This is a genomic window from Geodermatophilus sp. URMC 62, from assembly GCF_052931475.1.
The window spans coordinates 1,363,624-1,388,574 of sequence record NZ_JBRFHY010000001.1; the positions used below are offsets into that span (position 1 = coordinate 1,363,624).

Annotated in this window: 32 protein-coding genes; 19 read left to right on the forward strand and 13 right to left on the reverse strand. The window is 76.0% G+C overall.

Annotation, left to right across the window (positions count from 1 at the left end):
- Positions 1-140: 140 nt before the first annotated feature.
- The gene (pip, locus tag ACU616_RS06500; protein ID WP_446757658.1) at positions 141-1,094 is read right to left on the reverse strand and encodes a prolyl aminopeptidase; all 954 of its coding nucleotides are present in this window, start codon (positions 1,092-1,094) and stop codon (positions 141-143) included.
- Between the two features lie 62 nt (positions 1,095-1,156).
- A complete protein-coding gene (locus tag ACU616_RS06505) occupies positions 1,157-1,639 on the reverse strand; it encodes a hypothetical protein (protein WP_446757659.1) in 483 nt (160 codons plus the stop codon).
- 217 nt (positions 1,640-1,856) lie between these two features.
- Between ACU616_RS06505 and ACU616_RS06510 the strand changes: the two genes are divergently transcribed.
- Together ACU616_RS06510 and ACU616_RS06515 are read left to right on the forward strand one after the other, a co-directional pair.
- The gene (locus tag ACU616_RS06510) at positions 1,857-2,471 is read left to right on the forward strand and encodes a LysE family translocator (protein ID WP_446757660.1); all 615 of its coding nucleotides are present in this window, start codon (positions 1,857-1,859) and stop codon (positions 2,469-2,471) included.
- A 308-nt stretch (positions 2,472-2,779) separates the two neighbouring features.
- Positions 2,780-3,637: an NmrA/HSCARG family protein gene (locus ACU616_RS06515; RefSeq protein WP_446757661.1), complete on the forward strand. Its 858-nt coding sequence runs from the start codon at positions 2,780-2,782 to the stop codon at positions 3,635-3,637.
- Here the strand turns inward: ACU616_RS06515 and ACU616_RS06520 are convergent.
- Positions 3,556-3,984: an SDR family oxidoreductase gene (locus tag ACU616_RS06520; protein ID WP_446757662.1), complete on the reverse strand. Its 429-nt coding sequence runs from the start codon at positions 3,982-3,984 to the stop codon at positions 3,556-3,558. The genes ACU616_RS06515 and ACU616_RS06520 overlap by 82 nt on opposite strands.
- A 167-nt stretch (positions 3,985-4,151) precedes the next feature.
- Between ACU616_RS06520 and ACU616_RS06525 the strand changes: the two genes are divergently transcribed.
- Positions 4,152-4,799, forward strand: a complete 648-nt coding sequence (locus tag ACU616_RS06525) for a TOPRIM nucleotidyl transferase/hydrolase domain-containing protein (protein WP_446757663.1) — start codon at positions 4,152-4,154, stop codon at positions 4,797-4,799.
- Between the two features lie 285 nt (positions 4,800-5,084).
- Here ACU616_RS06525 and argG read toward each other — a convergent pair whose 3' ends face one another.
- Both argG and ACU616_RS06535 read right to left on the reverse strand, forming a co-directional pair.
- A complete protein-coding gene (argG, locus tag ACU616_RS06530) occupies positions 5,085-6,533 on the reverse strand; it encodes an argininosuccinate synthase (RefSeq protein ID WP_446757664.1) in 1,449 nt (482 codons plus the stop codon).
- Positions 6,534-6,635: 102 nt separating this feature from the next.
- Positions 6,636-6,821: a hypothetical protein gene (locus ACU616_RS06535; protein ID WP_446757665.1), complete on the reverse strand. Its 186-nt coding sequence runs from the start codon at positions 6,819-6,821 to the stop codon at positions 6,636-6,638.
- Here ACU616_RS06535 and ACU616_RS06540 point away from each other — a divergent pair.
- On the forward strand, positions 6,813-7,031 hold the full coding sequence (locus tag ACU616_RS06540; protein ID WP_446757666.1) for a hypothetical protein: 219 nt from the start codon (positions 6,813-6,815) through the stop codon (positions 7,029-7,031). The genes ACU616_RS06535 and ACU616_RS06540 overlap by 9 nt on opposite strands.
- Before the next feature lie 50 nt (positions 7,032-7,081).
- On the opposite strand, the gene ACU616_RS06545 is transcribed toward ACU616_RS06540, so the two are convergent.
- The gene (locus ACU616_RS06545) at positions 7,082-7,894 is read right to left on the reverse strand and encodes a sulfurtransferase (protein ID WP_446757667.1); all 813 of its coding nucleotides are present in this window, start codon (positions 7,892-7,894) and stop codon (positions 7,082-7,084) included.
- Positions 7,895-8,019: 125 nt separating this feature from the next.
- Between ACU616_RS06545 and ACU616_RS06550 the strand changes: the two genes are divergently transcribed.
- The 5 genes from ACU616_RS06550 to ACU616_RS06570 all read left to right on the forward strand — a co-directional run bounded on the left by ACU616_RS06550 (position 8,020) and on the right by ACU616_RS06570 (position 12,479).
- Positions 8,020-9,186 carry an EAL domain-containing protein gene (locus ACU616_RS06550; protein WP_446757668.1) on the forward strand — a complete coding sequence of 389 codons (1,167 nt, stop codon included), beginning with the start codon at positions 8,020-8,022 and terminating at the stop codon, positions 9,184-9,186.
- Between the two features lie 54 nt (positions 9,187-9,240).
- Positions 9,241-9,414 (forward strand): DUF1059 domain-containing protein, encoded by a 174-nt coding sequence (locus tag ACU616_RS06555; protein WP_446757669.1) that lies wholly within the window; start codon positions 9,241-9,243, stop codon positions 9,412-9,414.
- Positions 9,415-9,446: 32 nt separating this feature from the next.
- On the forward strand, positions 9,447-10,265 hold the full coding sequence (locus tag ACU616_RS06560) for a putative protein N(5)-glutamine methyltransferase (protein ID WP_446757670.1): 819 nt from the start codon (positions 9,447-9,449) through the stop codon (positions 10,263-10,265).
- Between the two features lie 61 nt (positions 10,266-10,326).
- A complete protein-coding gene (locus ACU616_RS06565; RefSeq protein WP_446757671.1) occupies positions 10,327-10,773 on the forward strand; it encodes a universal stress protein in 447 nt (148 codons plus the stop codon).
- Positions 10,770-12,479: a GAF domain-containing protein gene (locus ACU616_RS06570; protein WP_446757672.1), complete on the forward strand. Its 1,710-nt coding sequence runs from the start codon at positions 10,770-10,772 to the stop codon at positions 12,477-12,479. Before ACU616_RS06565 ends, ACU616_RS06570 begins: the two co-directional genes overlap by 4 nt.
- A 39-nt stretch (positions 12,480-12,518) precedes the next feature.
- On the opposite strand, the gene ACU616_RS06575 is transcribed toward ACU616_RS06570, so the two are convergent.
- The 4 genes from ACU616_RS06575 to ACU616_RS06590 all read right to left on the reverse strand — a co-directional run bounded on the left by ACU616_RS06575 (position 12,519) and on the right by ACU616_RS06590 (position 15,438).
- Positions 12,519-13,139, reverse strand: a complete 621-nt coding sequence (locus ACU616_RS06575) for a response regulator (protein WP_446757673.1) — start codon at positions 13,137-13,139, stop codon at positions 12,519-12,521.
- Between the two features lie 95 nt (positions 13,140-13,234).
- Complete coding sequence (locus ACU616_RS06580) at positions 13,235-14,263, reverse strand: type III polyketide synthase (RefSeq protein ID WP_446757674.1); 1,029 nt, start codon at positions 14,261-14,263, stop codon at positions 13,235-13,237.
- A 40-nt stretch (positions 14,264-14,303) separates the two neighbouring features.
- Positions 14,304-15,086 (reverse strand): class I SAM-dependent methyltransferase, encoded by a 783-nt coding sequence (locus tag ACU616_RS06585; RefSeq protein ID WP_446757675.1) that lies wholly within the window; start codon positions 15,084-15,086, stop codon positions 14,304-14,306.
- A 10-nt stretch (positions 15,087-15,096) separates the two neighbouring features.
- The gene (locus tag ACU616_RS06590) at positions 15,097-15,438 is read right to left on the reverse strand and encodes a DUF3140 domain-containing protein (protein WP_446757676.1); all 342 of its coding nucleotides are present in this window, start codon (positions 15,436-15,438) and stop codon (positions 15,097-15,099) included.
- 93 nt (positions 15,439-15,531) lie between these two features.
- On the opposite strand from ACU616_RS06590, the gene ACU616_RS06595 reads away from it, so the two are divergent.
- From ACU616_RS06595 to ACU616_RS06640, 10 genes are all read left to right on the forward strand, one after another.
- Positions 15,532-16,131: a DUF6328 family protein gene (locus ACU616_RS06595; protein WP_446757677.1), complete on the forward strand. Its 600-nt coding sequence runs from the start codon at positions 15,532-15,534 to the stop codon at positions 16,129-16,131.
- A 33-nt stretch (positions 16,132-16,164) separates the two neighbouring features.
- Positions 16,165-17,358 carry a ribokinase gene (locus tag ACU616_RS06600; RefSeq protein WP_446757678.1) on the forward strand — a complete coding sequence of 398 codons (1,194 nt, stop codon included), beginning with the start codon at positions 16,165-16,167 and terminating at the stop codon, positions 17,356-17,358.
- Between the two features lie 127 nt (positions 17,359-17,485).
- Positions 17,486-17,617, forward strand: coding sequence for a hypothetical protein (locus tag ACU616_RS06605; RefSeq protein ID WP_446757679.1), 132 nt, complete (start codon positions 17,486-17,488; stop codon positions 17,615-17,617).
- A 167-nt stretch (positions 17,618-17,784) separates the two neighbouring features.
- Positions 17,785-18,423, forward strand: coding sequence for a TetR/AcrR family transcriptional regulator (locus ACU616_RS06610; RefSeq protein WP_446757680.1), 639 nt, complete (start codon positions 17,785-17,787; stop codon positions 18,421-18,423).
- Positions 18,424-18,495: 72 nt separating this feature from the next.
- Positions 18,496-18,921, forward strand: a complete 426-nt coding sequence (locus ACU616_RS06615; RefSeq protein WP_446757681.1) for a hypothetical protein — start codon at positions 18,496-18,498, stop codon at positions 18,919-18,921.
- A 98-nt stretch (positions 18,922-19,019) separates the two neighbouring features.
- Positions 19,020-19,205, forward strand: a complete 186-nt coding sequence (locus tag ACU616_RS06620; protein ID WP_446757682.1) for a hypothetical protein — start codon at positions 19,020-19,022, stop codon at positions 19,203-19,205.
- Positions 19,206-19,251: 46 nt separating this feature from the next.
- Entirely contained in the window at positions 19,252-19,626 is a 375-nt protein-coding gene (locus ACU616_RS06625; RefSeq protein ID WP_446757683.1) for a LapA family protein, read from the forward strand.
- A 171-nt stretch (positions 19,627-19,797) separates the two neighbouring features.
- Positions 19,798-21,642: an acyl-CoA dehydrogenase gene (locus ACU616_RS06630; RefSeq protein ID WP_446757684.1), complete on the forward strand. Its 1,845-nt coding sequence runs from the start codon at positions 19,798-19,800 to the stop codon at positions 21,640-21,642.
- 127 nt (positions 21,643-21,769) lie between these two features.
- A complete protein-coding gene (locus tag ACU616_RS06635) occupies positions 21,770-22,030 on the forward strand; it encodes a hypothetical protein (RefSeq protein WP_446757685.1) in 261 nt (86 codons plus the stop codon).
- Complete coding sequence (locus tag ACU616_RS06640) at positions 22,027-22,218, forward strand: hypothetical protein (protein WP_446757686.1); 192 nt, start codon at positions 22,027-22,029, stop codon at positions 22,216-22,218. Before ACU616_RS06635 ends, ACU616_RS06640 begins: the two co-directional genes overlap by 4 nt.
- Before the next feature lie 64 nt (positions 22,219-22,282).
- Here the strand turns inward: ACU616_RS06640 and ACU616_RS06645 are convergent, their stop codons facing one another.
- Genes ACU616_RS06645 through ACU616_RS06655 form a run of 3 tightly spaced genes read right to left on the reverse strand, consistent with a single transcriptional unit; the run spans position 22,283 to position 24,947 of the window.
- On the reverse strand, positions 22,283-22,888 hold the full coding sequence (locus ACU616_RS06645; RefSeq protein ID WP_446757687.1) for a response regulator: 606 nt from the start codon (positions 22,886-22,888) through the stop codon (positions 22,283-22,285).
- Entirely contained in the window at positions 22,885-24,078 is a 1,194-nt protein-coding gene (locus ACU616_RS06650) for a sensor histidine kinase (protein WP_446757688.1), read from the reverse strand. Before ACU616_RS06650 ends, ACU616_RS06645 begins: the two co-directional genes overlap by 4 nt.
- A 56-nt stretch (positions 24,079-24,134) precedes the next feature.
- Positions 24,135-24,947 carry an ABC transporter permease gene (locus ACU616_RS06655; RefSeq protein WP_446757689.1) on the reverse strand — a complete coding sequence of 271 codons (813 nt, stop codon included), beginning with the start codon at positions 24,945-24,947 and terminating at the stop codon, positions 24,135-24,137.
- Between the last annotated feature and the right edge of the window lie 4 nt (positions 24,948-24,951).

The window sequence follows — 24,951 nt, forward strand, 5'->3', positions numbered from 1 at the left end:
TCGCTGACGTTGTCATCGATCATCATGAGCGCTTCGTCCTGCACCGAGGCTGCCTCTGCACGTGGAGCGTGCGGACGGTCACGTCCCTCTCAGCTGCGGAGCTGGAACGTGTCGAGAACGAGCTGTGCAGGCAGTGCCTGTCAGCGGGCGACCCGGTCCAGGTACTCGATCAACACCGAGGGCATGCCGCCACCTGAGTGGCCGGCGTCGCCGATGACCGTCAGCTCGCCGTCGGGCCAAGCCTTGGCCAGCTGCCAGGCGACGTCCAGCGGGCCGCTGACGTCGTAGCGGCCGTGGACCATGATCCCGGGGATGCCGGTCAACCGGTGCACGTCACGGAGCAGCTGGCCGTCGTCGAGGAAGCAGCCGTTGGCCCAGTAGTGGGTGACCACCCGGGCGAAGGCGAGCTGGACCGCCGGGTCGGCCAGGGACAGCGACGGCTCGGCGTCCGGGGCGAGGGAGACGTGGGTGTCTTCCCAGTCGCACCAGTGCTGGGCGGCTCTCGCCCGCACCGCCGGGTCGCGGTCGTGCAGCAGCCGGTTGTAGGCCGCGGCGAGGTCGCCGTCGCGCTCGGCCGCCGGGACGGCGTCCCGGAAGCGCTCCCACTCGCGCGGGAAGACCCGGCCCATGTCTCGGGTGATCCACTGGATCAGCCACCGGTCGGGGCTGGTGATCGCGGCCAGCGCGAGTTCGGTGACGCGCTCGGGATGGGCTTGGGCGTAGGCCAGGCCGAGGGTCACGCCCCATGAGCCGCCCCAGACCAGCCATCGGTCGATGTCCAGGTGCTGCCGCAGCTGCTCGATGTCGTCGAGCAGGTGAGGCGTGGTGTTCGCGGACAGGTCGACCTCCGGCTCGCCGGCCCACGGTGTACTGCGGCCGGCGTTGCGCTGGTCGAACAGCACCACCCGGTAACGGGCCGGGTCGAATTGTCGCCGCATGGCCGGGGTGCAGCCCGAGCCCGGGCCCCCGTGCAGCACCACCGCCGGCTTGCCGTGGGGATTGCCGCACTGCTCCCAGTACAGCGAGTGCCCGTCGCCGACGTCGAGCCGTCCGGTCTCATATGGCTCGATCGGCGGGTACCGGCGGTCGACCACAGGGGCATCGTGCCTGACGTCGGCAGCGGCGCCCGACTGCGGACGGCCGGAGCAGGATCGCCTCACGGCATCGCCGGGGGGTGCGCGACGAGCCGGTCGAGGGTCCGCAGGCCCATCGAGCTCATCGCCGGGTTGCTGTCGACGTAGTACCAACCCACGCCGAGGGCCTGCTGCAGCGCCCACGCGGCACCACGCGCCCACTGCAGGTCACCGCTGCCCAGGTCGGCCCGCGGCGCCTGGCGTGGACCCACGTCGAACAGGTGCCAGGCGGCGAGGAGGTCGCCGGCCACCAGCACGTTGCCGGGGATCAGGTCGCCGTGGGTCATCACGTTTCCGCCGCGGCTCGGCGGCAGGGTGCACAGCCGGGCCCACAGCCGGCGCAGCGGCTCGACGTCGTCGGGCACCAGCGGGACCCGGGCGACCAGCCGCGTCCCCAACCCGAACAGGGCGTTGTCCGTGCCGGACTGCGGCAGGGGCCGGACCGGCAGGTCGCGTCGGGCCGGGAACTGCTGGTCGACCAGCACGCGAACCTCGGCTGCGGTCACGTCCACCTGGCCGGGGTGCGTCACCACGGGCACAGCATCAGCATCCGGTGCCGCCGAGTCGACGACGTCCTCGGGCCCGTCGCCTGCCGCGCCGACGCGTCGCCCACCACGCGCTCACGCCGGGACAGGACCGGGCCGGCCGTTCCACGACCGGTTCGCAGATCGGCCGTGCCGCGTCTGGCTGTAACGTCTCCTGCCTTCAGCCAGGGAGGTCGTGGTGAGCGTCGCGTTCCTGATCACGTCGCTGGTCATCGTCGCCACGCCAGGCACCGGTGCGCTGTTCACCATCTCAGCGGGGCTTTCCCGCGGAGCACGCGCCAGCCTCGTGGCCGCCGCCGGCTGCACGTTGGGCATCGTGCCGCACCTGGCCGCCGCGATCACCGGCACCGCGGCGCTGCTGCGGGCCAGCGGAGTGGCCTTCGAGGCGGTGAAGCTGCTCGGGGTGGCCTACCTGCTGTACATGGCCTGGGCGACGTGGCGGGACCGCAGCCCGCTGGTGGTCGATTCCGCCCAGGTCGCGCGGCGCTCCTGGCCACGGGTGGTGACCTCCGCAGTGCTGGTCAATCTGCTCAACCCGAAGCTGACGCTCTTCTTCTTCGCCTTCCTTCCCCAGTTCGTGCCGACCAACGCCGGTGATCAGCTCCTGGTGATGACGGGCCTCAGCGGCGTGTTCATGGCCATGACCTTCGTCGTGTTCGCCGGGTACGGGGTCTTCGCCGCGGCCGTGCGCCGCCACCTGGTCGAGCGGCCGCGTGTCGTGCGGCGAATCCGCCAGGCCTTCGCCGTCTCCTTCGTCGCACTCGGTGCCAGGCTGGCCACGACCGCCCGGTGACCGTCCCTCCGCGGTGACGGGGGACCGAGGTCTCGGACCTGTCCCGGAGGACGGCTACAGGGACAGGTCGAGCCCCCACCGGTCGACGATGCGGCCGCCGCGGACGGTGGACCAGGAGACCTCCCGGACGTCGCGGAACGCCCGGCCGGTGGCCGGCCCCTCCACGGCCCGGTGTGCGTGCCTGAGCCGCGGACGTGGCGGTCGCGTCCACGGCGACATCCTCCCGCGGCCGATCCGGACGGACCCGCCCGTTTGCGGGGCCTGCGCGGCCCCAGGAGGCTGGGGCTCCCCTCGGAGGGAGCGGCGAGATGGCAGCTGACCGATCCCCGGTGTTCGCGGTCGTCGGAGCCACCGGGCAGCAGGGCGGCGCCACGGTGCGCGCTCTGCTCGCGGCGGGGGCGCGGGTGCGTGCGCTGAGCCGGGACCCCGCCTCGGAGCGGTCCCGGGCGCTGGCGGCGCAGGGCGTCGAGATCGTGCGCGGTGACACCGGTGAGCCCGGGAGCCTGCGCGCCGCCTTCGCCGGCGTCGACGGCGCCTTCGTCATGACCACGCCGTTCGGGCCCGGCGGTACCGAGCGGGAGGCCGAGGATGGCGCCGCCGCCGTCGATGCCGTCCGGGCGGCCGGCGTGCCGCACCTGGTGTTCAGCTCGGTCGGCGGTGCGGAGCGGTCCACCGGGATCCCGCACTTCGAGAGCAAGCGGCGGGTCGAGGAGCACGTCGAGCGGCTGGGCCAGCCCGTCACGTTCCTGCGCCCGGTGTTCTTTATGGAGAACCTCGGCGGGGCAGTGGGCCAGGACCTCGAGGACGGGACGCTGGTGCTGCGGATGCCGATGCCGGCCGACGTGCCGTTGCAGATGGTCGCCGTCGAGGACATCGGTACGGCCGCCGCCGCGGCCCTGCTCGACCCCTCCCGCGTGCCCGGCGGCGCCGTCGAGCTGGTCGGCGACGAGCTGACCATGGAGCAGGCGGCCGCCGCCGTGGGACGAGCCCGTGGGGTGCCGGCCCGCTACGAGGCCCTGCCCGTCGACGTCCTGCCCGACGAGGACCTCAGGGCGATGTTCACCTGGTTCGCCTCCCCGCCCGCCTACCGCGGCGACCTCGACCTCAGCCGGCGACTGGTCCCCGACCTGCACGCGTTCCCCGACTGGCTGGCGCAACAGGCCTGAGCGATCAGACGACGCCACCGTTGGCGTACAGCACCTGCCCGGTGACCCAGCGCCGGGCCGGCCAGGAAGGCGACGACCTCGGCGACGTCCTCGGGGGTGCCGAGGCGCTCGAGCAGGGCCATCGAGGCGAGCCGGTCGGCGGCCTCCTGGGGCTTGCCGTCCAGGAACAGCGGTGTGGCCGTCGGGCCCGGCGCGACGGCGTTGACGGTGACGTCCCGGCCGCGCGGCTCCTCGGCGAGGACCAGCGTCATCGCGTCGACCGCCCCCTTGGTGGCGGCGTACGCCGAGTAGGACGGCAGCGCGATGTGCACCACGGAGCTGGAGAAGTCGGCGACGTCGGCCTGCACGTCGGTGGCCGTCCCGCCGTCGGCGGTGATCGCGTCGACGACCTCCCGGGCTCGCCGCTCACCGACGACTTCGCCGACGCCCTGGTCGCCAACCTGTTCGACGGCGTGGGTCGGGGCCCCGCCACGTCGCTGGACCGGGCGGGGGGCGGCTGACAGGGTCCCCTCCTGTGTCCGCGCCGCTCGCCTCAGCCCTGCGGACCTGGGCCGCACGCGGCGACGACGCCTCGGGGACCCTGGCCCGCCGCCTCGCCGGCGAGGCCGGCCTCCGGACCGTCGTGCTCGTCGAGGGGGTCAGCGACCGCGAGGCGGTGGAGGCGGTCGCGCGGTCCCAGGGCCGGGACCTCGCCGCGGAGGGCGTGTGCGTCCTGCCGATGGGCGGCGCCACGAACGTCCGCCGGCACCTCGCGCTCCTCGGGCCGCACGGGCTCGACCTCCGCGTCACCGGGCTGTACGACGCCGCGGAGGAGCCGTTCTTCCGGCGCGCCGTGGAGGGGGCCGGGTCCGCGGCCGGCCCGTCCCGCGAGGCTCTGGCGTCGGCCGGCTTCTTCGCCTGCGTGGCCGACCTCGAGGAGGAGCTCATCCGGTCGGTGGGGATCACGGGCGTCGAGGACGTCGTGCGGGCGCAGCACGAGGCCCGCGCGCTGACGACCTTCCGCCGCCAGCCGGCGCACCGCGGTCGCCCGCCCGAGCAGCAGCTGCACCGATTCCTGGGCACCACCAGCGGCCGCAAGGCCCGGTACGCGCGAGCACTGGCCGAGCGGCTCGACCCGTCGTCGGTGCCCACACCGTTGCTCCGGCTGCTGGCCGCCACCTGAGCCGCACCGGCCCAGCCGGGCCGGTGGGGACCGGGCACAGCGGGCGGTCCGGGGTGCGCTGCCCCACACCACCGCGGAGGGTCCTCCCTCACAGCGGCGTGCTGGCTGGTCGGCGGACACGGCCTCCCGCACCGGCGATGACGTGCGCTGAGGGCTCATTCCACACGAGATCGCGGCGTGCGCGCACACCGTCGCCGGCCACGGGCCCCGATGAGGCCATGTGACCGGCACCGACGTCACCGTCGGACCCCGGCCCACACCGGACAGCCGGCACGAACACCGCTGTCAGTCGGTGCCGGACTCCATCGCCGCGCGGTCGAGCAGCTCCTCGTCGCCGCCTCGCGCGCCGCGCGCCGCGATCGCCTCGGCGCCGCCCTCGGGCATGGCACCGATCAGCCCGGTCGCCGCGGCCTGCGCGGCGCCGACCAGCGCCGGCCGCTCGTTGCCGACCATGCCCAGCGAGGCGTACTGCTCGAGCTTGGCCCGCGAGTCGGCGATGTCGAGGTTGCGCATGGTCAGCTGCCCGATGCGGTCGCCCGGCCCGAAGGCGGGGTCCTCGGTCCGCTCCATCGACAGCTTGTCCGGGTGGTAGCTGAACGCCGGTCCGGTGGTGTCGAGGACCGACCAGTCCTCGCCGCGGCGCAGCCGCAGGGTGACCTCGCCGGTCACCGCCATGCCGACCCAGCGCTGCAGCGACTCCCGCAGCATGAGCGCCTGCGGGTCCAGCCAGCGACCCTCGTACATCAGCCGGCCCAGCCGCCGGCCCTGCAGGTGGTAGGTCTCGAGGGTGTCCTCGTTGTGGATGGCGTTGACCAGCCGCTCGTAGGCCGCGTGCAGCAGCGCCATGCCCGGTGCCTCGTAGATGCCGCGGCTCTTGGCCTCGATGACCCGGTTCTCGATCTGGTCGGACATGCCCAGGCCGTGCCGGCCGCCGATGGCGTTGGCCTCCAGCACCAGGTCGACGGCGGAGTCGAACTCCTTGCCGTCGATCGACACCGGCCGGCCGTTGGCGAAGCCGATCGTCACGTCCTCGGCCTCGATCTCGACGTCGGGGTCCCAGAACCGCACGCCCATGATCGGCTCGACGATCTCGATGCTCGCGTCCAGGTGCTCGAGCCGCTTGGCCTCGTGGGTGGCGCCCCAGATGTTGGCGTCGGTGGAGTAGGCCTTCTCCGCGCTGTCCCGGTAGGGCAGCCCGTGCGCGGTCAGCCACTCCGACATCTCCTTGCGGCCGCCGAGCTCGGTGACGAACTCGGCGTCCAGCCACGGCTTGTAGATCCGCAGCGACGGGTTGGCCAGCAGGCCGTACCGGTAGAAGCGCTCGATGTCGTTGCCCTTGAACGTCGAGCCGTCACCCCAGATCTGGACGTCGTCCTCGAGCATCGCCCGCACCAGCAGGGTCCCGGTCACCGCCCGGCCGAGCGGGGTCGTGTTGAAGTAGCTGCGCCCGCCGGAGCGGATGTGGAAGGCCCCGCAGGTCAGCGCCGCGAGCCCCTCCTCGACCAGCGCCGCGCGGCAGTCGACCAGCCGGGCGATCTCCGCGCCGTAGCTGCCGGCCCGCCCGGGCACCGAGGCGATGTCGGGCTCGTCGTACTGGCCGATGTCGGCGGTGTAGGTGCAGGGGACGGCGCCCCTGTCGCGCATCCAGGCGACCGCCACGGAGGTGTCGAGACCACCGGAGAAGGCGATCCCGACGCGTTCGCCGACGGGGAGACTGCTCAGCACCTTGGACACAGCATCAGTATGCACGACTCTGCATGACGACTCATGAGCGGGTCCGGCCGGTCGCCACGAGCGGACCGCCGCCGCGCGCGAGCCTGGGCCGTGGCCTTCTGCTCACGCCTCGCGCGACTTCTTCCTCCTCGCCACCGTCGACGCGACCGGCGTGCTGTTCATCGACCTGGGGACGCCGAACCGGATCCGCGTCCAGGCGACGGCGAGCGTCACCGCCGACGACGAGCTGCTGGGCGGGTGGCCGCCGTCCGCCTCGTCGTCCGTGCGCGGGTCGAGCGGGTGTTCCACGACTGCGGCCGCTACATCCACCGGCACACCCGGGTGAGCGACTCCCCGTACGTGCCGGACGCCGAGGGCAACGCCCCCCACCCGGCGTGGAAGCGCATCGACGCCGTGCAGGACGTGCTCCCGACCACCGACCGTGACCGGACCGCGCAGGCCGGTGGCGCGATCGGGTTCGGCGACCACTTGGACGAGCTCGCCACCGGGGACTCCTGACGCTCCCGGGACGACCGGCCGGACCGCCGCGGCCGGCCCTCGGAGGTCCCTCAGCCGCCGACGGCGGCCGGGCGGTCGAGGGCGTGGCTGTACTGCGACCAGGACCCCGGGTAGAGCCGGCCCGCGGGCAGCCCGGCCAGCTCCAGGGCGAGCAGGTTGTGGCAGGCGGTCACGCCGGAGCCGCAGTAGGACACCACCGTGCTGTCCTCGCCGACCCCCGCGGCGGTGAAGCGGGCCCGCAGCTCGTCGGCGGGCAGGAACCGCCCGGACGCGTCCAGGTTGCCGCGGCACGGGACGTTGACCGCGCCGGGCACGTGCCCGGGCCGCGGGTCCACGGGCTCCTGCTCGCCGCGGAAGCGCTGCGCGTCGCGGGCGTCGACCACCACGTTCGCCGGGTCGGTGGCGTCGTCGATGCCGGCCAGCCGCCCGGCCGGCCAGGGCCGGGCGGTGAACGACGCCCGCGGTGGGTCGGGCGCCTCCTGCTCCAGCGGGCCGTCCCACGCCGCCATCCCGCCGTCGAGCAGGGCGGCCTCGTGCCCGGTCGCGCGCAGCATCCACACCAGGCGTGCGGCGATCACCCCTCCGGCGTCGTCGTAGGCCACCACCGTGTCGCCGTCGCCGATGCCGAGCCCGGCCATGCCCTCGGCGAAGACCTCCGGCTCGGGCAGCGGGTGGCGGCCCTCGGCGGGGCTGCCGTGCGCGGCCAGCCAGCGGTCGAGGTCGACGAAGACGGCGCCGGGCAGGTGGCCGGCGTCGTAGGCCGCCCGGCCGGACCGGCCGTCGAGGTACCAGCGGACGTCGGCCAGCCGGACGTCGCCGGGGGAGGTGTCCAGCCAGGTCACGTCGACGACGGGAGGGATCACGGCCCGACCGTACGACCCCGGGTGGCGACGCGGCCCCTCGCCGCCGCCGGCGGAGGGGTCACTCCACGGGGGTGCGGCTGCGGACGCCGCTCAAGTCGCCGGACCGCACGGCCGATACCGGGACCATGCCCGTGGCCCTCGAGGAGAGCGCGCCCGCCGGTTCCCCGGTCTGGGACGCCCGGCTGGCCGCCGTCCTCGCCGACCCCGCGCTGGTCCGGCTGGTCTTCCAGCCGATCGTCGACCTGCAGCGCGGCGTCATCGCGGGGTACGAGACCCTGGCCCGCTTCGACGAGCCGGACGGGTCGGCGAGCTCGGCCACCCCCGACCGGTGGTTCGCCGCCGCGGACGCTCGTGGCTGCGGAGCCCGGCTCGAGGCCGTGGTCGTCCGCCGGGCCCTCGCCCTGCTGCCGACCCTGCCGCCTGACTGCTTCCTGACCGTCAACGTCAGTCCGCACCTGCTCACCGAGCCCGAGCTGGCCGGCCTGCTCCTCACCGCCGAGGACCTGGCACCGCTGGTGCTGGAGCTGACCGAGCACCACGAGGTCTCCGACCTGCGGCCCCTCGTCGACCTGCGGGACCGGCTGCGCGCGCGAGGCGCGCTGCTCGCCGTCGACGACGCCGGCTCCGGCTACTCCGGCCTGCAGCAGATCACCCAGTTCCGTCCCCAGCTGATCAAGCTCGACCGGGCGCTGGTGGCCGGGGCGGACGGTGACGAGGTCAAGCTGGCGCTGGCCGAGCTGCTCGGGCAGTTCGGCGCCCGGATCGACGCGCGGCTGCTGGCCGAGGGCATCGAGACCTGGGGCGAGCTGGAGGCGTTCCTCCGCCTCGGTGTCCCCCTCGGCCAGGGCTACCTGCTCGGCCGGCCGGCGCCGGCCTGGGCGCAGCTCGACCCCGGCGTCGCCGACCGGTTGCGGCACCGGGCGGCGCAGGCACGCCTGACCGAGCACGTCGCCAGCCTCGTCGAGGCCGTGACCGTGACCGTGAGCGGGGACGGCGACCTCGTCGGCCCCCCGCCCGACCGCACGGCCCTGGAGGTCGACCGCTACGGGCACCCGGTGGCGCTGCTGCTCCCGCACCGCCGCTCCGACGACCCGCCCGGCCACCGCCGTGCCCCGATCAGCCTGCGGGTGCCCGCCTCGGCGGGGGTCCGCGCGGTCGCCCAGCGCGTGGCCGCCCGCCCCGAGGACACCCGGTTCGACCCCGTCGTCTGCGTCGACTCCGTGGGCGCCGCCGTCGGCGTCGTCCGGGTCGAGCGCCTGCTGCTGCACCTGGCCGCGGCCGGCGCCGGCTGAGCCCGAGACCCCGGCGTCGCAGGGACGCCGGTCCACCCCACCATGGAGGTCCCCGTGAAGCAGTTCGCCTGTGGCGACGTCGTCCCCTCGTGCGGTCGCACGTTCAGCGCACCCACCGAGGACGGCATCCTCGCCGCCGTCGCCGACCACGCCCGCGCCGACCACGGCCTCACCGAGGTCCCCGCAGCACTCGTGGTGCAGGTCCGCGCGCACATCCGCGCCGCCTGACCGGCGTCCGCGGGAGGGAGGAGCCTGGGTCCGTGCTCCTCTCCCCCGCGGCCATGGCGGACCTCGTCGCCCGGCTGCGCGCGGCCGGCTGCGTGTTCGCCGAGGACGAGGCCCGGCTGCTCGCCGGCGCCGCGGCCTCCCGCGCCGGGCTGGACGACCTCGCCGCCCGCCGGGCCGCGGGGACGCCGCTGGAGCACCTGCTCGGCGCCGTCGAGTTCTGCGGCCTGCGGGTCGCCGTCGGCCCCGGCGTGTTCGTCCCCCGGCAGCGCACGGCGGCCCTGGTGGCCCGCGCGGTGCAGGAGGCCGTCGGCGTCCGGGACCGCACGGGGCGGCGGCCGGTGGCCGTCGACCTGTGCTGCGGCTGCGGCGCGGTCGGGCTGGCCCTGGCCACCGCCGTCGGGCTGGCCGAGCTGCACGCCGCCGACGTCGACCCGGCGGCACTGCCCTACGCGCGGCGCAACCTGGCCCCGGTGGGCGGGTGGGTGCACGGCGGCGACCTGTACGACGCGCTGCCCGGGCGGCTGCGCGGCCGGGTCGACGTCCTGGTGGTCAACGCGCCCTACGTGCCCACCGGCGCGCTGGCCCTGCTGCCGCCGGAGGCCCGGTTGCACGAGCCGCGCACGGCCCTCGACGGCGGCGGTGACGGGCTGCAGGTGCACCGGCGCGTGGCCTCCGGGGCGCCGGCCTGGCTGGCACCGGCGGGCAGCCTGCTGGTCGAGGTCGGCGAGGACCAGGCCCCCGCCCTGGTCGAGGTCGTGACCCGGGCCGGGCTGTGCGCCCGGGCCGACGTGTCCCCGGACGACGGGACGGCGGTGGTCACCGGGACGCTCCCCGCCCTACCGGTCGGTTGAGTTCCGAGTCCCGGGTCCTTGGTCCCTGTCCGATCGGAGAGGGGCACGCCACGATCGGCCCATGGCCGACACGCCCGTGGAACCGCTCCGGCTGGCGCCGCTGCTGCCGCGTCGTCCCCGGCCTCGGCTCGTGGTGCACGTGGACGGCTCCTCCGCCACCTACGGCGCGCTGGTGTGGGCCCTGCGCGAGGCGGCCCGCCGGGACGGCACCGTGCTCGCCGCCGGCGTGGTCGCCGACGCGCCCGACGGCCTGGTGCCCGCCCCCCGCTCGGCCGGTGAGCGCACGCGGGAGGCGGTGCGCGCGCAGGTGGAGGCCCAGGTCGTGCGGGCGATCGCCGAGACCGGTGTGACCGGGCGGGTGCGTACGGCCACGGTCGAGCAGTCGGTGTTCGACGCGCTCGAGGCGGCGGGCCGCGGCGGGGACCTGGTCCTCGTCGGGGGTGCCGGACGCACGCTGCTGCGGCCGGTGGTGCCCCGCCCGGGACGTCGCCTGGTCCGCGGCGCGTGACGGTCCCGGTCGACCAGCCGGCGCGAGACGCCTCCGAACGGGCCCTGACCCCGCCCGGCCCGGGGGGCGCGCCACCGGCCACCGAGCCCGCGCTCGCCGCCGTGGTGCGCGCGGCCGCCGCCGGCGGGCGCCTGGAGGCCACGCTGCACGACCTCGTCGAGGCCGCGGTGGCCCACGCCGACGCCACCTACGGCGCGCTCGGCGTCCTCACGGCGGACGGACGGCGGCTCGACCGCTTCGTCATCGTGGGCATGGACGCCTCCGACGAGGCCCGCATCGGCAGCCTGCCGGAGGGCGCCGGCATCCTCGGCCTGCTGGTCGACCACCCGGTGCCGCTGCGGCTCGACGACCTCGGCACCCACCCGCGGTCGGTCGGGTTCCCCGAGGGGCACCCGCCGATGCACTCCTTCCTCGGCGTGCCGGTGTGCGTGCGCAACGCCGTGTTCGGCCACCTCTACCTCACCGAGAAGCGCACCGGCGGGCCGTTCACCCCGGCCGACGAGGAGGCCGTGCTCGCCCTGGCCGCCGCCGCCGGCCTGGCCATCGAGAACGCCCGGCTGGCCGAGGCGGCCGAGCGCCGCCGGGCGTGGGTGCAGGCGGCCACCGAGGTCTCCACCGCGCTGCTGTCGGGAGCCGAACCCGAGGCCGTGCTCGCCACCGTGGTGGCCCGGACGGCCGCGCTCAGCGGCGCCGACCGCGCCGGGGTGCTCGTCGCCCAGGAGGGCGATGCCGGGGCGCTGACCATCGTCGCCGCGGCCGGGCCCGGCGCGCGCGACCTCGAGGGCGTGCGGATACCGCTCGCGGACACCCACGTCGGCCGGGTGCACAGCTCCGGCGTCGGGGAGCTCGTCGAGGACATCCGCGTCGACCCGGTGCAGGGCCGGCACGCCGCGGTCGCCGTCGAACTGGTCCGCGACTACCGGTCGGCGGTCATCGCGCCGCTCGGGCCGGCGCTGGGCACGATCGTCTGCATGCGCGCGGAGGACCGCGAGCCGTTCGACACCGAGGACCTCGACGCGCTCTCGGCCTTCGCGGCGCAGGCCGCCGTGGCCCTGGAGCTGGCCCGCAGCCAGCGGCGCGAGCGGCGCCTGCAGGTGCAGGCCGACCGGGACCGGATCGCCCGCGACCTGCACGACCACGTCGTCCAGCGGCTCTACGCCACCGCGCTGGCGCTCGACCGGGTCGCCCGCTCGCTGGAGGACGTCGACCCCTACACCGCGCAGCGGGTGGGGCGCAGCGTCGACGAGCTCGACGCCACGATCACCCAGATCCGCTCGTCGATCTCCGGCCTGCACGACGGTGTGAGCGCCCCCGCCGGCCTCGGCCGTGAACTGGCCGAGATGGTGCGGCTGGCCACCGAGGGCTCCGGCGTCCGGCCCGACCTGCGGGTGCACGGTGACCTCGACGGCCTGCCGCCGACCCTCACCGCCGACCTGCTCGCGGTGGTGCGGGAGCTGGTGAGCAACGTCGTCCGGCACGCCGGCGCGACCCGGGTGGCGGTCACCGTGAGCGCCGGTGAGGACCCCGGCGCCGGCGTGCGCGTGGTGGTCGCCGACGACGGCCGGGGCCTGCCGGCGGTCACCGTGCGCAGCGGGCTGGCCAACCTCGCCGAGCGGGCCGCGTGGCACGGCGGGCGGCTGACCACGGCCGGCGGGCCGGCGGGCACCGAGGTGACCTGGACGGCGCCACGACCGGGCCGGGGCTGAACCAGGGCCGCGACCCCGCCGGGACCGCGCCCGCCGGCGTCAGCCCCCGGGCCGCCGCTCCCGCAGCTCAGTGGCCAGGATCGCCGCCTGGGTGCGCCGCTCGAGCCCCAGCTTGGCCAGCAGGTGGCTGGTGTAGTTCTTGACCGTCTTCTCGGCCAGACCCATCCGGTCGCCGATCTGCCGGTTGGTCAGCCCCTCGCCGATCAGCGCCAGGACCGTGCGCTCCTGCTCGGTCAGCGCCGCCAGCCGCCGGTGGACGTCGCCGTCGGACCGCGGCCGGGGGCCGGGCGCGCCGCCCAGCGTGCCCCCGGCCGCGACGGTCCGCACCGCCGAGACCAGGTCCGCGCCGCGCACCTGCTTGACCAGGTAGCCGGCCGCTCCGGCGGCGAAGGCGGCGGCGATCGCCTCGTCGTCGGCGTAGCTGGACAGCACGAGGAAGCGCACGTCCGGCAGCCGCGCCCGCAGGTACCGGACGACGTCGGCGCCGTCGCCGTCGGGCAGACGCATGTCGACCACCGCGACGTCGGGCCGGACCGCCGGGACGCGGGCCAGCGCCTCGGCCACCGTGCCGGCCTCTCCCACCACGACCAGCCCCGGGTCGTCCTCCAGCACCTCGGCCACCCCGCGGCGGACCACCTCGTGGTCGTCGACCAGGAACACGCGGACGGACGATCCGGACGGGCCCACGACCACCCTCCCTGCCACAGAGTGACGATCGTCACACAAGGTAGCGCCGAGGAGGGGATGTGGGGCGGTCAGGCAGGCAGCAGCAGGCTGGCGTAGAGCGTGAGACCCGGGCCGAAGGCCATAGCCACCACCGGGCCGTCGACGTCGGCGAGCTCCTGCAGCACGAGCAGCACGGTCGCCGACGAGCAGTTGCCGTGCTCGGCCAGCACCCGGCGCGAGGCGCCCATCTGCGGCTCGGTCAGCCCGAGCTCGTCGCGGACCACGTCGAGGATGCGCGGCCCGCCGGGGTGCACGGCCCAGCCGGCGACGTCCTCGACCCGCAGGCCGGCGCCGCCGAGCAGCTCGGCGACGACGTCGCCCACGTGCCGGGACAGGACGTCGGGTACCCGCGGGGACAGGCCCATCCGGAAGCCGAGGTCGGTGACGTCCCAGGTCATGTGGTCGGCGGTGGAGGGGTCGGTGCGGGCCACCACGCCCGCCAGCCGCCGCCCCCGGCCGGCGCCGGGCTCGACGACGACGGCCGCCGCGGCGTCGGAGAACAGCGCGTGCGCCACCACCTGGTCGAGCTCGCGGCGCGCCGGCTGCACGTGCAGGCTGGTCAGCTCGCAGCACAGCAGCACGGCCGGACGGGAGCGCGCGGTGACGTAGTCGCCGACGGCGGCGAGCCCCGGGATGGCGGCGTAGCAGCCCATGTGCCCGACCAGCAGCCGCTGCAGCCCCGGCGGCATGCCCAGGTCGCTGGCCAGCCGGATGTCCAGGCCGGGGGTCGCGTACCCGGTGCAGGTGGCCACGGCGAACAGGCCGACGTCGCCCGGCGCGAGGCCGGCGGCGTCCAGCGCCCCGGCCACGGCCTGCTTGCCCAGCGGCAGCGCCTCCTGGACGTAGCGGGCCATGCGCGCGCCGGTGCCCCACCGGCTGAGGTCCTCGTCGACGGGGTTGGCCACCGCGTGCCGGGTGCGCACGCCGGCGCCGTCCCAGATGCGGCGGGCGGCGCGCACGCCCTCGTAGTGCCGGGCGAAGAAGCCCTCCCACGCGGCGTCCTGGTCGAGGGTCGCCGGCAGTGCCGTGCCGGCGCCGGTCAGCACCGCGGCGCTCACCCGCGCGGCCCCCGGGACGACGTGCTGCTCAGCAGGGCGGTCATGTCCCGACCGTACGTGCGGGCGCGGCGGGCCGCCGCTGTGGTGTCCCGGCGTCAGCAGGCGGTCGCGACGGGTCGCGCTTGCGGCCGTAGCCGGCGAACAGCACCGCCGTCGTGGGCACCGGGCGCATGCGGACGACGTCGCGCCGCCCGCGCCGCCAGGCCAGCACGTCCCGGACGGACGGTCGCAGGCCGACCAGCCGCAGGTCCAGGCCCAGCCGGTCGGCCGCGGCGAGCAGCCCGCGCCGGTCGACGAACAGGTCCGGGTCGTGGATGCCCGGCGGCGGGCCGCCGGGCACGCGCTCGCCGATCCGGACGGCCACCAGCGCGGCCAGCCGGGTCGCGGCGATCGCGTCGACGACCAGCGTCCCGCCCGGCCGCAGCAGCCGGGCGGCCTCGGCCAGCACCGCGACGTCGTCGGCGACGTGCTCGAGGACCTCGCCGGCCACGACGACGTCGGCGCACCCGTCGCGCAGCGGCACCGCGAGCACCGACCCGCGGACGGCGAGCACGCCGTGCCGGGCGGCCACCGCCAGCCCCGCCGCGTTGAGGTCGACGCCGACGTGCCGGTAGCCCAGCCGGACGGCGTGCGGCGCCATCAGCCCCCCGCCGCAGGCCAGGTCGACGAGGACGGCGCCCGGCGCCGCGGCCGGCGGGACGTGCTCGGCGCGCGAGGCGGCCAGCCAGTGCAGCATCGCGAAGCCGCCCGAGGCCTCCCACCACTGGTCGGCCAGCTCGTCGTACTGCGCGTTGTCGTTGCGCCGCGGGTCGTCGATGCGCACGCCGGGGCCGCTACTTCTTCAGCGGGTCGTGACCCCAGTTCATCAGCGAGTACCGCCACCGGGAGTCCTCGACGTCCTCCTTGGCCGGCTCCTGGGCCAGGTGCCGCTGGACGTAGCCGTGGACCTTCCTCATGTGGGCGTAGTCGTCGTCGGTCAGGTCGCCCCTCTTCTTGTGCAGGAGCTCGACGATCCGGCGGCCGGACTCGTGCCCGGTCGACTCGCCCGACCCCCCGCTCTTCTGCCCCACCGACTGCGACTCGTCGGTCCCCAGCCACCTCTCCAGCTCCGAGGCGCTCATGTTGACCGCCTCGTCGAAGTCCTTCCTGATGGCGTCCCGGTCGTCGTGGGCCACGGCTCCTCCTCGGTCGGTCCCCTCCCGCGGTACCGCGCGGCCCACCCCGGGAAACGGGTGTCGCCGACCGGCGCCCCCGGGTACCCGGAGACCGTGGCCGCGAACGGGTCGGGGACGGACGCCGGACCGCGGCCGCGCGGCCGGTTCGACCCGGCGGCCGCCGTCCGCAGCGCCCGGGCGCGCGGCGAGACCCTCGACCAGCTGCTCGACCGCAACCTCGCCGAGCTGCTGCAGGAGCTGCGGGTGGCGATCACCGGCGTGCAGGTCCTGTTCGCCTTCCTGCTCGGGCTCGCCTTCACCGCCCGCTTCGACGGGCTCGACGCCTTCGCGCTCACCGTCTACACCGTCACGCTGCTGGCGACCGCGCTGGCCACGGTGGTGCTCATCGCGCCGGTCTCCTTCCACCGGCTCGTGTTCCGGCGGCGGCAGAAGGCGGTGCTCATCGCGGTGGCCGACCGGATGCTCGTGGTCGGCCTGGCGCTGCTGGTGCTGGCCATCAGCAGCGGCGTCCTGCTCGTGCTCGACGTCGTGCTGGGCCGGGGTCCGGGCGTCGTCGGCGGGGTCGGCGTGCTGCTGGTCGCGACGGTGCTCTGGTACGGCCTGCCGGTCTGGGCGCGGCGCACCGCCGCGGGCGTCCACCCCGACGAGGCGCCCGGGTCCGACCCGCCCGGGGAGCGGGACCCCGCAGGATGAGGTGCTGATCCCCCACGTCCCGGAGGTCGCCCCGTGTCCGTCACCGTCGTCGGCAGCCTGAACGAGGACGTGCTCGTCGCCGTCGGGCGGCTGCCCGGCCGCGGGGAGACCGTCGTCGGCCGCGACGCGGTGCTCGCCCCGGGCGGCAAGGGCGCCAACCAGGCCGCGGCCGCCGCCCGGCTGGCCGACGACCGTCGCGTCGACCGCCGCGTCGACCGCCGCGTCGTGCGCCGCGTCGTCATGGTGGGCCGGGTGGGCGAGGACTCGGCCGGGGAGCGGCAGGTCGCCGCCCTGACCCGCGACGGCGTGGACACCGCGCTCGTGCTGCGCACCCCGGGCACCCCCACGGGGTCGGCGACGATCCCGGTGGAGGACGGCAGCGGAGAGAACCTGATCGTCGTCGTCCCCGGGGCCAACGGCGCCCTGACGCCGGCCGACGTCGACGTCCCCGCCGTCCGCGAGGCGGCGGTGGTCCTGCTGCAGCTCGAGGTCCCGCTGGAGACGGTCCGGGCGGCGGCCGGCGCGGCGTCGGGCACCGTCGTCCTCACCCCGGCACCGCCGCGGCCGCTGCCCCCGGAGCTGCTGCGGCGGGTGTCGGTCCTGGTGCCCAACGAGCACGAGCTGGTGCAGCTCGCCGGCGCCGACCCCGGGCCGCGCTCACCCGCGGAGCTGGCCGGGCTCGCGCGCGGCCTCGGCGTGCCCGCCACCGTGGTGACGCTGGGCGCCCGCGGCGCGCTGGTGGTGCCCGGGGACGGGCCGGTCGTGCTGCAGGCCCCGCCGCCGGTCGAGGCCGTGGACACCACCGGCGCCGGCGACTGCTTCACCGGGGCGCTCGGCGCCGCGCTCGCCCGGGGGACCGACCTCGCCGCCGCGGTGCGGGAGGCGGTCGCGGCCGCGGCGCTGTCCACGACCGGGCCCGGCGCCCGTGGTGCGCTGCCCGACGCGGCCGCCGTCGCGGAGCTGCTGCCCCGCGTGCCCGACGCCGTCCCGGTCGGCCGGTCCGGGGGGTTGCGCGGGGCGGGTGCGGGGCAAGCCCCCCGTGACCGCACGCACGCCGCACCCGAGGAGGACGCCGTGACCGAGTCCGAACGGCCGCCGCGCAGCCCCGAGCGGGCGGAGGGCGACCCGGCGGGCGAGGAGCCCGACGCCGGCCGCACCCCGCACCCCGACGACCCCGCGGAGGGGCAGCCCCTCGGCGACGGCCCCGCCGACACCCCCGGCAGCTGAGCCCGGACGGACCGGTCCGCCCCGCCGCCGGCCGCGCGCCGGGGCGTGAGGCAGATCTCCCACCCGGACGGGTCGTCCCTGCTCAGCGGGCCGTTTCCCGGCGCGACCCGTCGGGCAGCCTGGAGCCGTGGACGACACCCGACGCGACCGGCAGACCCACGACAGCACCGCCGAGCAGGGCGGCGACGCACGCACCCACGAGGCCGTCGGGGCCGTCGTGCGGCTGCTCGCCAACCCCCGCCGGGTCCGCCGCTCCTGACGGTGTCCCGCGGCGGTCCCGGCCGCCGCGGGACCGGCGGGCGCCGTCCCAGCGGTCCCACCGCTCACCGGTGTCCCGACCTGCGCGTTCGCCCCTCGTCACGCAGCCGTGCCCGGTGCCCGGCGTGCCGTGGACTGCTCCGTCACGGAACCCGGCACCATCGCCGTGTGACCGCTGCCGCCCTCCCCCTCGCCGACGTCGACCCCTCGGCCCCGGTCCGCCGCAGCCGCGCGGAGCGAGAGGCGATCGTGCTCGACACCGCCGAGCGCCTGTTCGCCGGCCGCAGCTCGCGCAGCGTGGGCATGGACGAGCTGGTCCGCGAGACCGGCCTGGGCAAGATGACGGTCTACCGGCTGTTCAAGAGCAAGGACGACCTGGTGGGCGCCTACCTCGCCCGCAAGGCGGCCGCGGTGCTGGCCGGCATCGACGCCGAGCTGGTGCGGCTCGAGGGCGACCCGCGCGCCGCGCTGCTGTCGGTGGTCGACGCCGTCGAGCGCGACGTCACGCGCGCGGGCTTCCGCGGCTGCCCCTTCACCAACGTGAGCAGCGAGTACGACGACCCTCAGCACCCGGCGCGCAGCGCGGCGGCCGACTACAAGTTCGAGCTGCACGCCCGCCTGGAGCGGCTCGCCGGCCTGGTGGCCCCCGGCGCCGGCGACGACCTCGCCGCCCAGGTGCACCTGATCATCGACGGCATGTACCTCTCCGGCGGCCTGCTCGGCCCCGACGGCCCGGCCGCGCACGGCCGCGAGCTGGCCGAGCGGCTGGTCGACCTGGCGGCCGCCGGCCCGGCCCGCACGGTCTGAGCCGTCCGCGGGGGGGCCTCTCCCTCCCGCGGTCACCGGGCGGGGCCGGGGAGCAGCCCGCAGGATGGGCCGGTGACCGTCGACCGCAGCCGTCCCGACCTCGACGACACCACGGTCGAGGGGCTGGGCAAGCTGTCCGAGGCCCTGGAGACCATCGAGCAGGCCCGCGGCCAGCTCTACGGCTTCCACCAGCACTCCGGCAAGGCCGACCTGCTCCTGCAGGACGCCGTCGAGCTGCTCCGCAAGGCCGGGCACACCCAGCTCGCCGACGACCTCGACCGCGACCTGGTCGGCCGCAACGTCATCGCCGACCGCTGGACCTTCCAGATCGTCGAGGACTACGACGCGCACTACTGGTCGGTGTTCCGCGCCTTCGACGAGCGCGCCCGCACCGAGCTCGCCGACGGCGACCGCCACGTGTTCGAGGCGCGGATGAAGCAGCGCGAGCGCAGCGCCGGGCACCCCGCGCACGAGGCCGGTCCCTCGCTGGCGGACTGACGGAGGACCTCCCCGCCCCCCCCCGCCACTCGTAGCAGGACCCCGCAGGGAGGCCGAACCGGGTCGCCGTCCGGCCGCCGGGAACGCAGACTCGGCGGGTGAGCACCCGCGAGCAGAAGATGCCCGAGCCGGAGACCCCGCGCTCCGTCGGCCCCCTGGGCAGCGCCACGTCCGGCCCGCCCGCGCCCGACTCCGACGGTCCGGAGGACACCGGGCCGGCCGACGGCGCCGCCGGCCCGTCCTACCCGCCCGCGGGGACCGAGCCCGCCGCGCACCGCGACTGAGCCCCGGGCCCGTTTGGCGCCGGGCCCGCGCGGACAGTCCTCCTGCGTGACCACTCCCGGAACGCCTGCCGAGCCCCGGCCCTCAGCGCCGGGCACCGACCCGTTCGCGACCGGCACCGACCCGTACGGGACGGGCGCGCCGGCGTCGACGCCACCTGCCACCACCCGCTCCGGGACGCCGTCCCGGGCGCGGTCGGCCGGCCGCACGGCCGGCTGGGGCCTGGCGCTGGCGCTGCTCATCGCCGTCACGGTGATCCTGGTGCTGTTCGTCGTCTTCAACGGGCAGACCGTGCAGATCAGCCTCGTCTTCACCGACGTCCAGGCGCCCCTCGTGCTGGCGCTGCTCATCGCCGCGGTGCTCGGGGCGCTGATCGCCTCGCTCGCCGGCGCCGTGATGCGCGCCCGCCGCCGCCACCGCTGACCGCACTCCCCCGGCGGACCACCGCCGGAGTCCCCGGGCCCGCTGCGGCCTGACCCCTGCGAGCGTGTCCCGCACCTGCGTCCTTGCTCTGGTTACTCGCCGGTAATAACGTTGGTTACCGGCGAGTAGGCCTCGCCGTCCACCGGCACGGAGCAACGGAGCGCGACCGCCATGAGCCACTACACCGCGAACCTGCGGGACCTCGAGTTCAACCTGTTCGAGTTCCTCGACACCAAGGACCGCTTCGGCACCGGCCCGTTCGAGCAGATGGACGCCGAGACCGCCCGCGGCGTGCTGGCCGAGGTCCGCCGGCTGGCCGAGGGCCCGATCGCCGCGTCCTTCACCGACGCCGACCGCAACCCGCCGGTGTTCGACCCGGCCACGCACTCGGTGACGCTGCCCGACAGCTTCAAGCGGTCCGTGCGCGCCATCGAGGACGGCGAGTGGTTCCGCCTCGACCTCCCCGAGCACCTCGGTGGCTTCGGCGCTCCGCACGCCCTGACCTGGGCGGCGTTCGAGATGGTGCTCGGCGCCAACCCGGCGGTGTTCATGTACGGCTCGTGGGCCGCCTTCGCCGCCGTGCTGCACGAGCTGGGCACGCCCGAGCAGAAGCGCCTGGCCGAGCTGGTGCTCGAGCACAGGTGGGGCGCCACCATGGTGCTCACCGAGCCCGACGCGGGGTCCGACGTGGGCGCCGGCCGCACGAAGGCCGTCCGGCAGGACGACGGCTCCTGGCACATCAGCGGCGTCAAGCGGTTCATCACCTCCGCCGAGCACGACCTGTCCGACAACATCGTCCACCTGGTCCTGGCCCGCCCCGAGGGCGCGGGGGCCGGCACGAAGGGGCTGTCGCTGTTCGTCGTCCCCAAGTTCCACGTCGACCTCGACACCGGCGCGCTCGGCGAGCGCAACGGCGTGTACGTCACCAACGTCGAGAAGAAGATGGGGCTGAAGGTCTCCACGACCTGCGAGCTGACCTTCGGCGACGGCCCGGTGCCGGCGACGGGCTGGCTGGTCGGCGACGTGCACGACGGCATCACGCAGATGTTCCGGATCATCGAGCACGCGCGGATGTTCGTGGGCACCAAGGCGATCGCCACCCTGTCGGCCGGCTACCAGCAGGCGCTGGCCTACGCCAAGGAGCGCGTGCAGGGCGCCGACCTCACCGCCACCAGCAAGGACGCCCCGCGGGTGACGATCACCCACCACCCCGACGTCCGCCGCTCGCTGATGCTGCAGAAGGCCTACGCCGAGGGCATGCGCGCGCTGTACCTCTATGCCGCGACCTTCCGCGACCAGGTCACCGCGGCCGAGGCGGCCGGCACCGCCGACAGCGAGCAGGCGCGGCTCGCCGCCCGCGTCAACGACCTGCTGCTGCCGGTGGTCAAGGGCTTCGGCTCCGAGCGCGCCACCCAGCTGCTCACCAGCGAGTCGCTGCAGTGCCTCGGCGGCTCGGGCTACCTGCAGGACTACCCGATCGAGCAGTACGTCCGGGACTCCAAGATCGACACCCTCTACGAGGGGACGACGGCCATCCAGGGCCAGGACTTCCTCTTCCGCAAGGTGGTCAAGGACGGCGGCGTCGCGCTGACCTGGCTGGCCGGCCAGATCCAGGCCACGATCGACGCCGAGGCCGGCAACGGCCGGCTCAAGGAGGAGCGGGCGCACCTGGCCACCGCGCTCGGTGAGGTCCAGGCGATGCTCACCGCGCTGTTCGGCCGGCTCACCGCCGCCCAGCAGGACACGGCGAAGCTCTACGAGGTCGGCCAGAACACCACCCGGCTACTGCTGGCGGTCGGCGATCTGGTGACGGCGTGGCTGCTGGTCCGCCAGTCGGAGGTGGCGCTGGCCGCGCTGGCCGGCGAGGTGAGCGAGGGCGACCGGCTGTTCTACGAGGGCAAGCTCGCCGCCACCCGCTTCTTCGCCACCCAGGTGCTGCCGCGCCTGGCCGGCGAGCGGGCGATCGTCGAGGCCACCGACAACGCGCTCATGGAGGTCCCCGAGGCGGCCTTCTGAGGAAGGACCCTCCGACAGCACCCCACCGCGGCCGTCGTCCCACTCCGGGACGGCGGCCGCCGGTCGTTTTCGGGCCCCGGACGGCGGGCATGGCTCCCCCGACAATGCCGTCGGACAGGAGGCTCCCGTGAGCGACCCCCAGGGCAGCGACCGGATCCAGCAGGGCATCCCGACCGCGTCGGGCACCGGCGACAACAGCAGCACCGGGTCCGGGTCCAGCTTCGACGACGTCCCCCTCACCGCCGACGAGGCCATCGAGCGGGACGCCGCCTCGGGTGACGACCTGCCCGCCCGCGCCGACAGCGACGTCGCCCGGGCCCGCACCGACGGCCCGTCCGGCGAGGTGCCCGGCCCCACTCCCCGATCCGGAGGCGGAACAGACCGATGAGCGAGTCCGACAGCAGCGGTTACCGCGAGTCCCCCGACACCACCGACGGGCCGAGCGAGAGCAACCTGGTCGACGGCGTCCCGGGGGAGGACCGCCCGGACGGCGGGGAGGACGACGTCACCCTCACCACCGACGACGACGCCCAGCGCGACGACTCCGTCGTCCGCGGCGGCAACGAGGCCAGCTAGCGCAGGCCCCCGTGCAGGGGCCCGCCGCGAGCCTGCGAGCGGTGGGGGGCACGGGGGTCCTTCGTCAGATCCAGCCGTGGCGGCGGGCGACCTCCACGGCGGCGTGCCGGTTGGCCGCACCGAGCTTGCCCGCGGCCGACGACAGGTGGTTGCGCACCGTGCCCGGTGACAGGTGCGCGCGGGCGGCGATCTCCTCGACCGGCGCCCCGCCGGCCGCCAGCTCCAGGACGTCGGCCTCGCGCGGGGTCAGCGGGCTGTCGCCGGCGCTGATGGCCTCGGCGGCCAGCTCGGGGTCGACGTAGCGCCCGCCGCGGTGCACCGTGCGGACGACGTCGGTGAGCACCGGCGCGCTGACCGTCTTCGGCAGGAAGCCGCGCACCCCCGCCGCCAGCGCGCGCTTGAGGTGCCCGGCCCGCCCGTGCCCGGTGACGATGACCACCGCGCAGCCGGGCAGCACGGCGGCCAGCTCGCCGGCGACGGAGATGCCGTCGCGGTCGGGCATCTGCAGGTCGAGGACGGCGACGTCGGGGGTGTGGGCCCGCGCCATGGCCAGCGCCTCGCCGCCGGAGGCCGCCTGGGCCACGACCTCGAGGTCGTCCTCCAGCGCCAGCAGCGCGGCCAGCGCCGAGCGGATGAGGTTCTCGTCGTCGGCGAGCAGCACCCTGATCACGCCGGGACCCGCACGGGCACGGTCGCGGCGAGGACGAACCGGTCGCCGTCCGGACCGGCCGAGAGCCGGCCGCCGCCGGCCGCCAGCCGCTCCGCCAGGCCGGCCAGGCCGTTGCCCCAGCCCGGCGCCCCCGCCGGGACCCCGTCGTTGACGACCCGGAGCTCCGCCGTGCCGCGGGTCGCCGACAGCTCCACCGTGCACGAGGTCGCGCGGCTGTGCCGCAGCACGTTGGTCACCGACTCGCGCACCGCCCAGCCCAGCGCCGTCTGCACCGGCTCCGGCAGGGTCACGGCCTCCTCCTCGCCGCGCACGGTGACCTCCACGCCGGCGGCCCGCAGCACCGAGCGCGCACCGGCCAGCTCACCGGGCAGGTCGCTGCCCCGGTAGCCGCGGACGACGTCGCGCACCTCGCGCAGCGACTCCTCGGCCACTCGGCTGATGTCGGCGAGCTCCTCGACGGCGCCGTCCCTCCCGCGGCGCACCAGCTCGGCGGCCAGCTGGCTCTTCACCGCGATCGCCGAGAGGTTGCGGCCCATGACGTCGTGCAGGTCGCGGGCGAAGCGCAGCCGCTCCTCGGCGACCGCGAGCTGGGCCTGCACACCGCGGGTGCGCTCCATCTCCAGCACGACGTCGAGGATCCACACGGTGAACCGGAAGGCCCCGGCGGTGACGGCCACCACCACGGCGATCGAGAGCCCGAGGGTCACGACCGCCGGCGCCGGGCTCCCGTCGGCGAGCGAGAGGGCCGCCGTGAGCACCCCCACGACGGCGGCCCCGGCCACCAGCCCGCGGGTGCGGACGGTGACCGAGGACGCCACGAGCACGACCGCGCCCACCATGCCCGCGGCCCACGGCACGGCGGGCGAGGGCCCGTCGGTCACGACCAGGGTCGTGCCGACGGTGAGCAGGCCGGCGCCCGCGGCGACCGCCAGCGCCCTGCGGTCGGGTCCGGCGCCGCGGTGGGTGAACCCCTGGCGGGCCAGCAGCAGGCAGGCCGCCGTCGTGGCCAGCGTGGCGACCACCAGCAGCAGCACCGCCGGCTCCGGGGAGTCCCCGGCCCAGGCCGGTGACACCGCCCCGAGCAGCAGCAGGGGCAGCAGCGCCAGCGTCAGGTAGTACGACCAGCGGGTGTAGAGGTCGATGCGCTGCGGGTCGGTGCGGCTGCTCCACCAGCGCGCGACGGTCGGCACGGCTCCCATGCTGCCGTACCGACCGTCGTCCGCAGGCGGCGTCAGGGTGTCCGGCCTCAGCGCTTCGGCGCCCAGCGGAACCACCGCCGGCCGGCCACCCCGGCGAGCAGGACCCACGCGGCCGCGACGGTGAGCGGGACGAGCGCGGCTCCCCACAGGTCGGCGCCGGCCACGGCCACGCCGTCCCACGTCCGGCCGGTCAGACCCAGCTGCACGAGCTCCACGACCGGGGTGAGGGGCAGCAGCCGGGCGCCGGCGGCCAGCGCCTCGGGCAGCACGGACAGCGGGAAGAACAGCCCGGACAGCGCCGTCGCCCCCAGCACGACCGGCAGGGTGGTGATCTGCGCGGACTCCGGCGTCCGGGTGTAGACGCTGCTCAGGGTGGCCAGCACGACCATCAGCACCGCCCCGAGCAGCACCGCGAGCACCGGCAGGACGGGGTCGACCGGGGCCCGCCACTCACCGAGGACGACGACGCCGGCCGCGACCAGGACCAGCTGGACGGCGGTGACCAGCAGCGTCGGCACGGCGGTGCCGGCCAGCACCTCGCCGTCGCCCAGCTCGCCGGTGCGCATCCGCTGCAGCACCAGGGCCTCGCGCCGGGCGACGTAGGTGGTGACCAGGTTGTAGTAGGTGAGGAACACCAGCGTGAAGGCGGCCGCGGAGACCAGCAGGGTCGGGCCGAGCGGCGCGTCCCCGGCCCCGAACAGCGGGACCAGCGCCACGAGCAGCAGCGGGGAGAGGACCGAGTTCACGACGGCGGTGCGGTTGCGCAGCAGCAGGAGGGTCTCGGCGGCGGCGAGGGCGCCGACCCGGCGCAGGCGGGAGGGGCCGGCGGGGGCCGGGAGGACTGCGGTGGCGGTGGTCATCGAG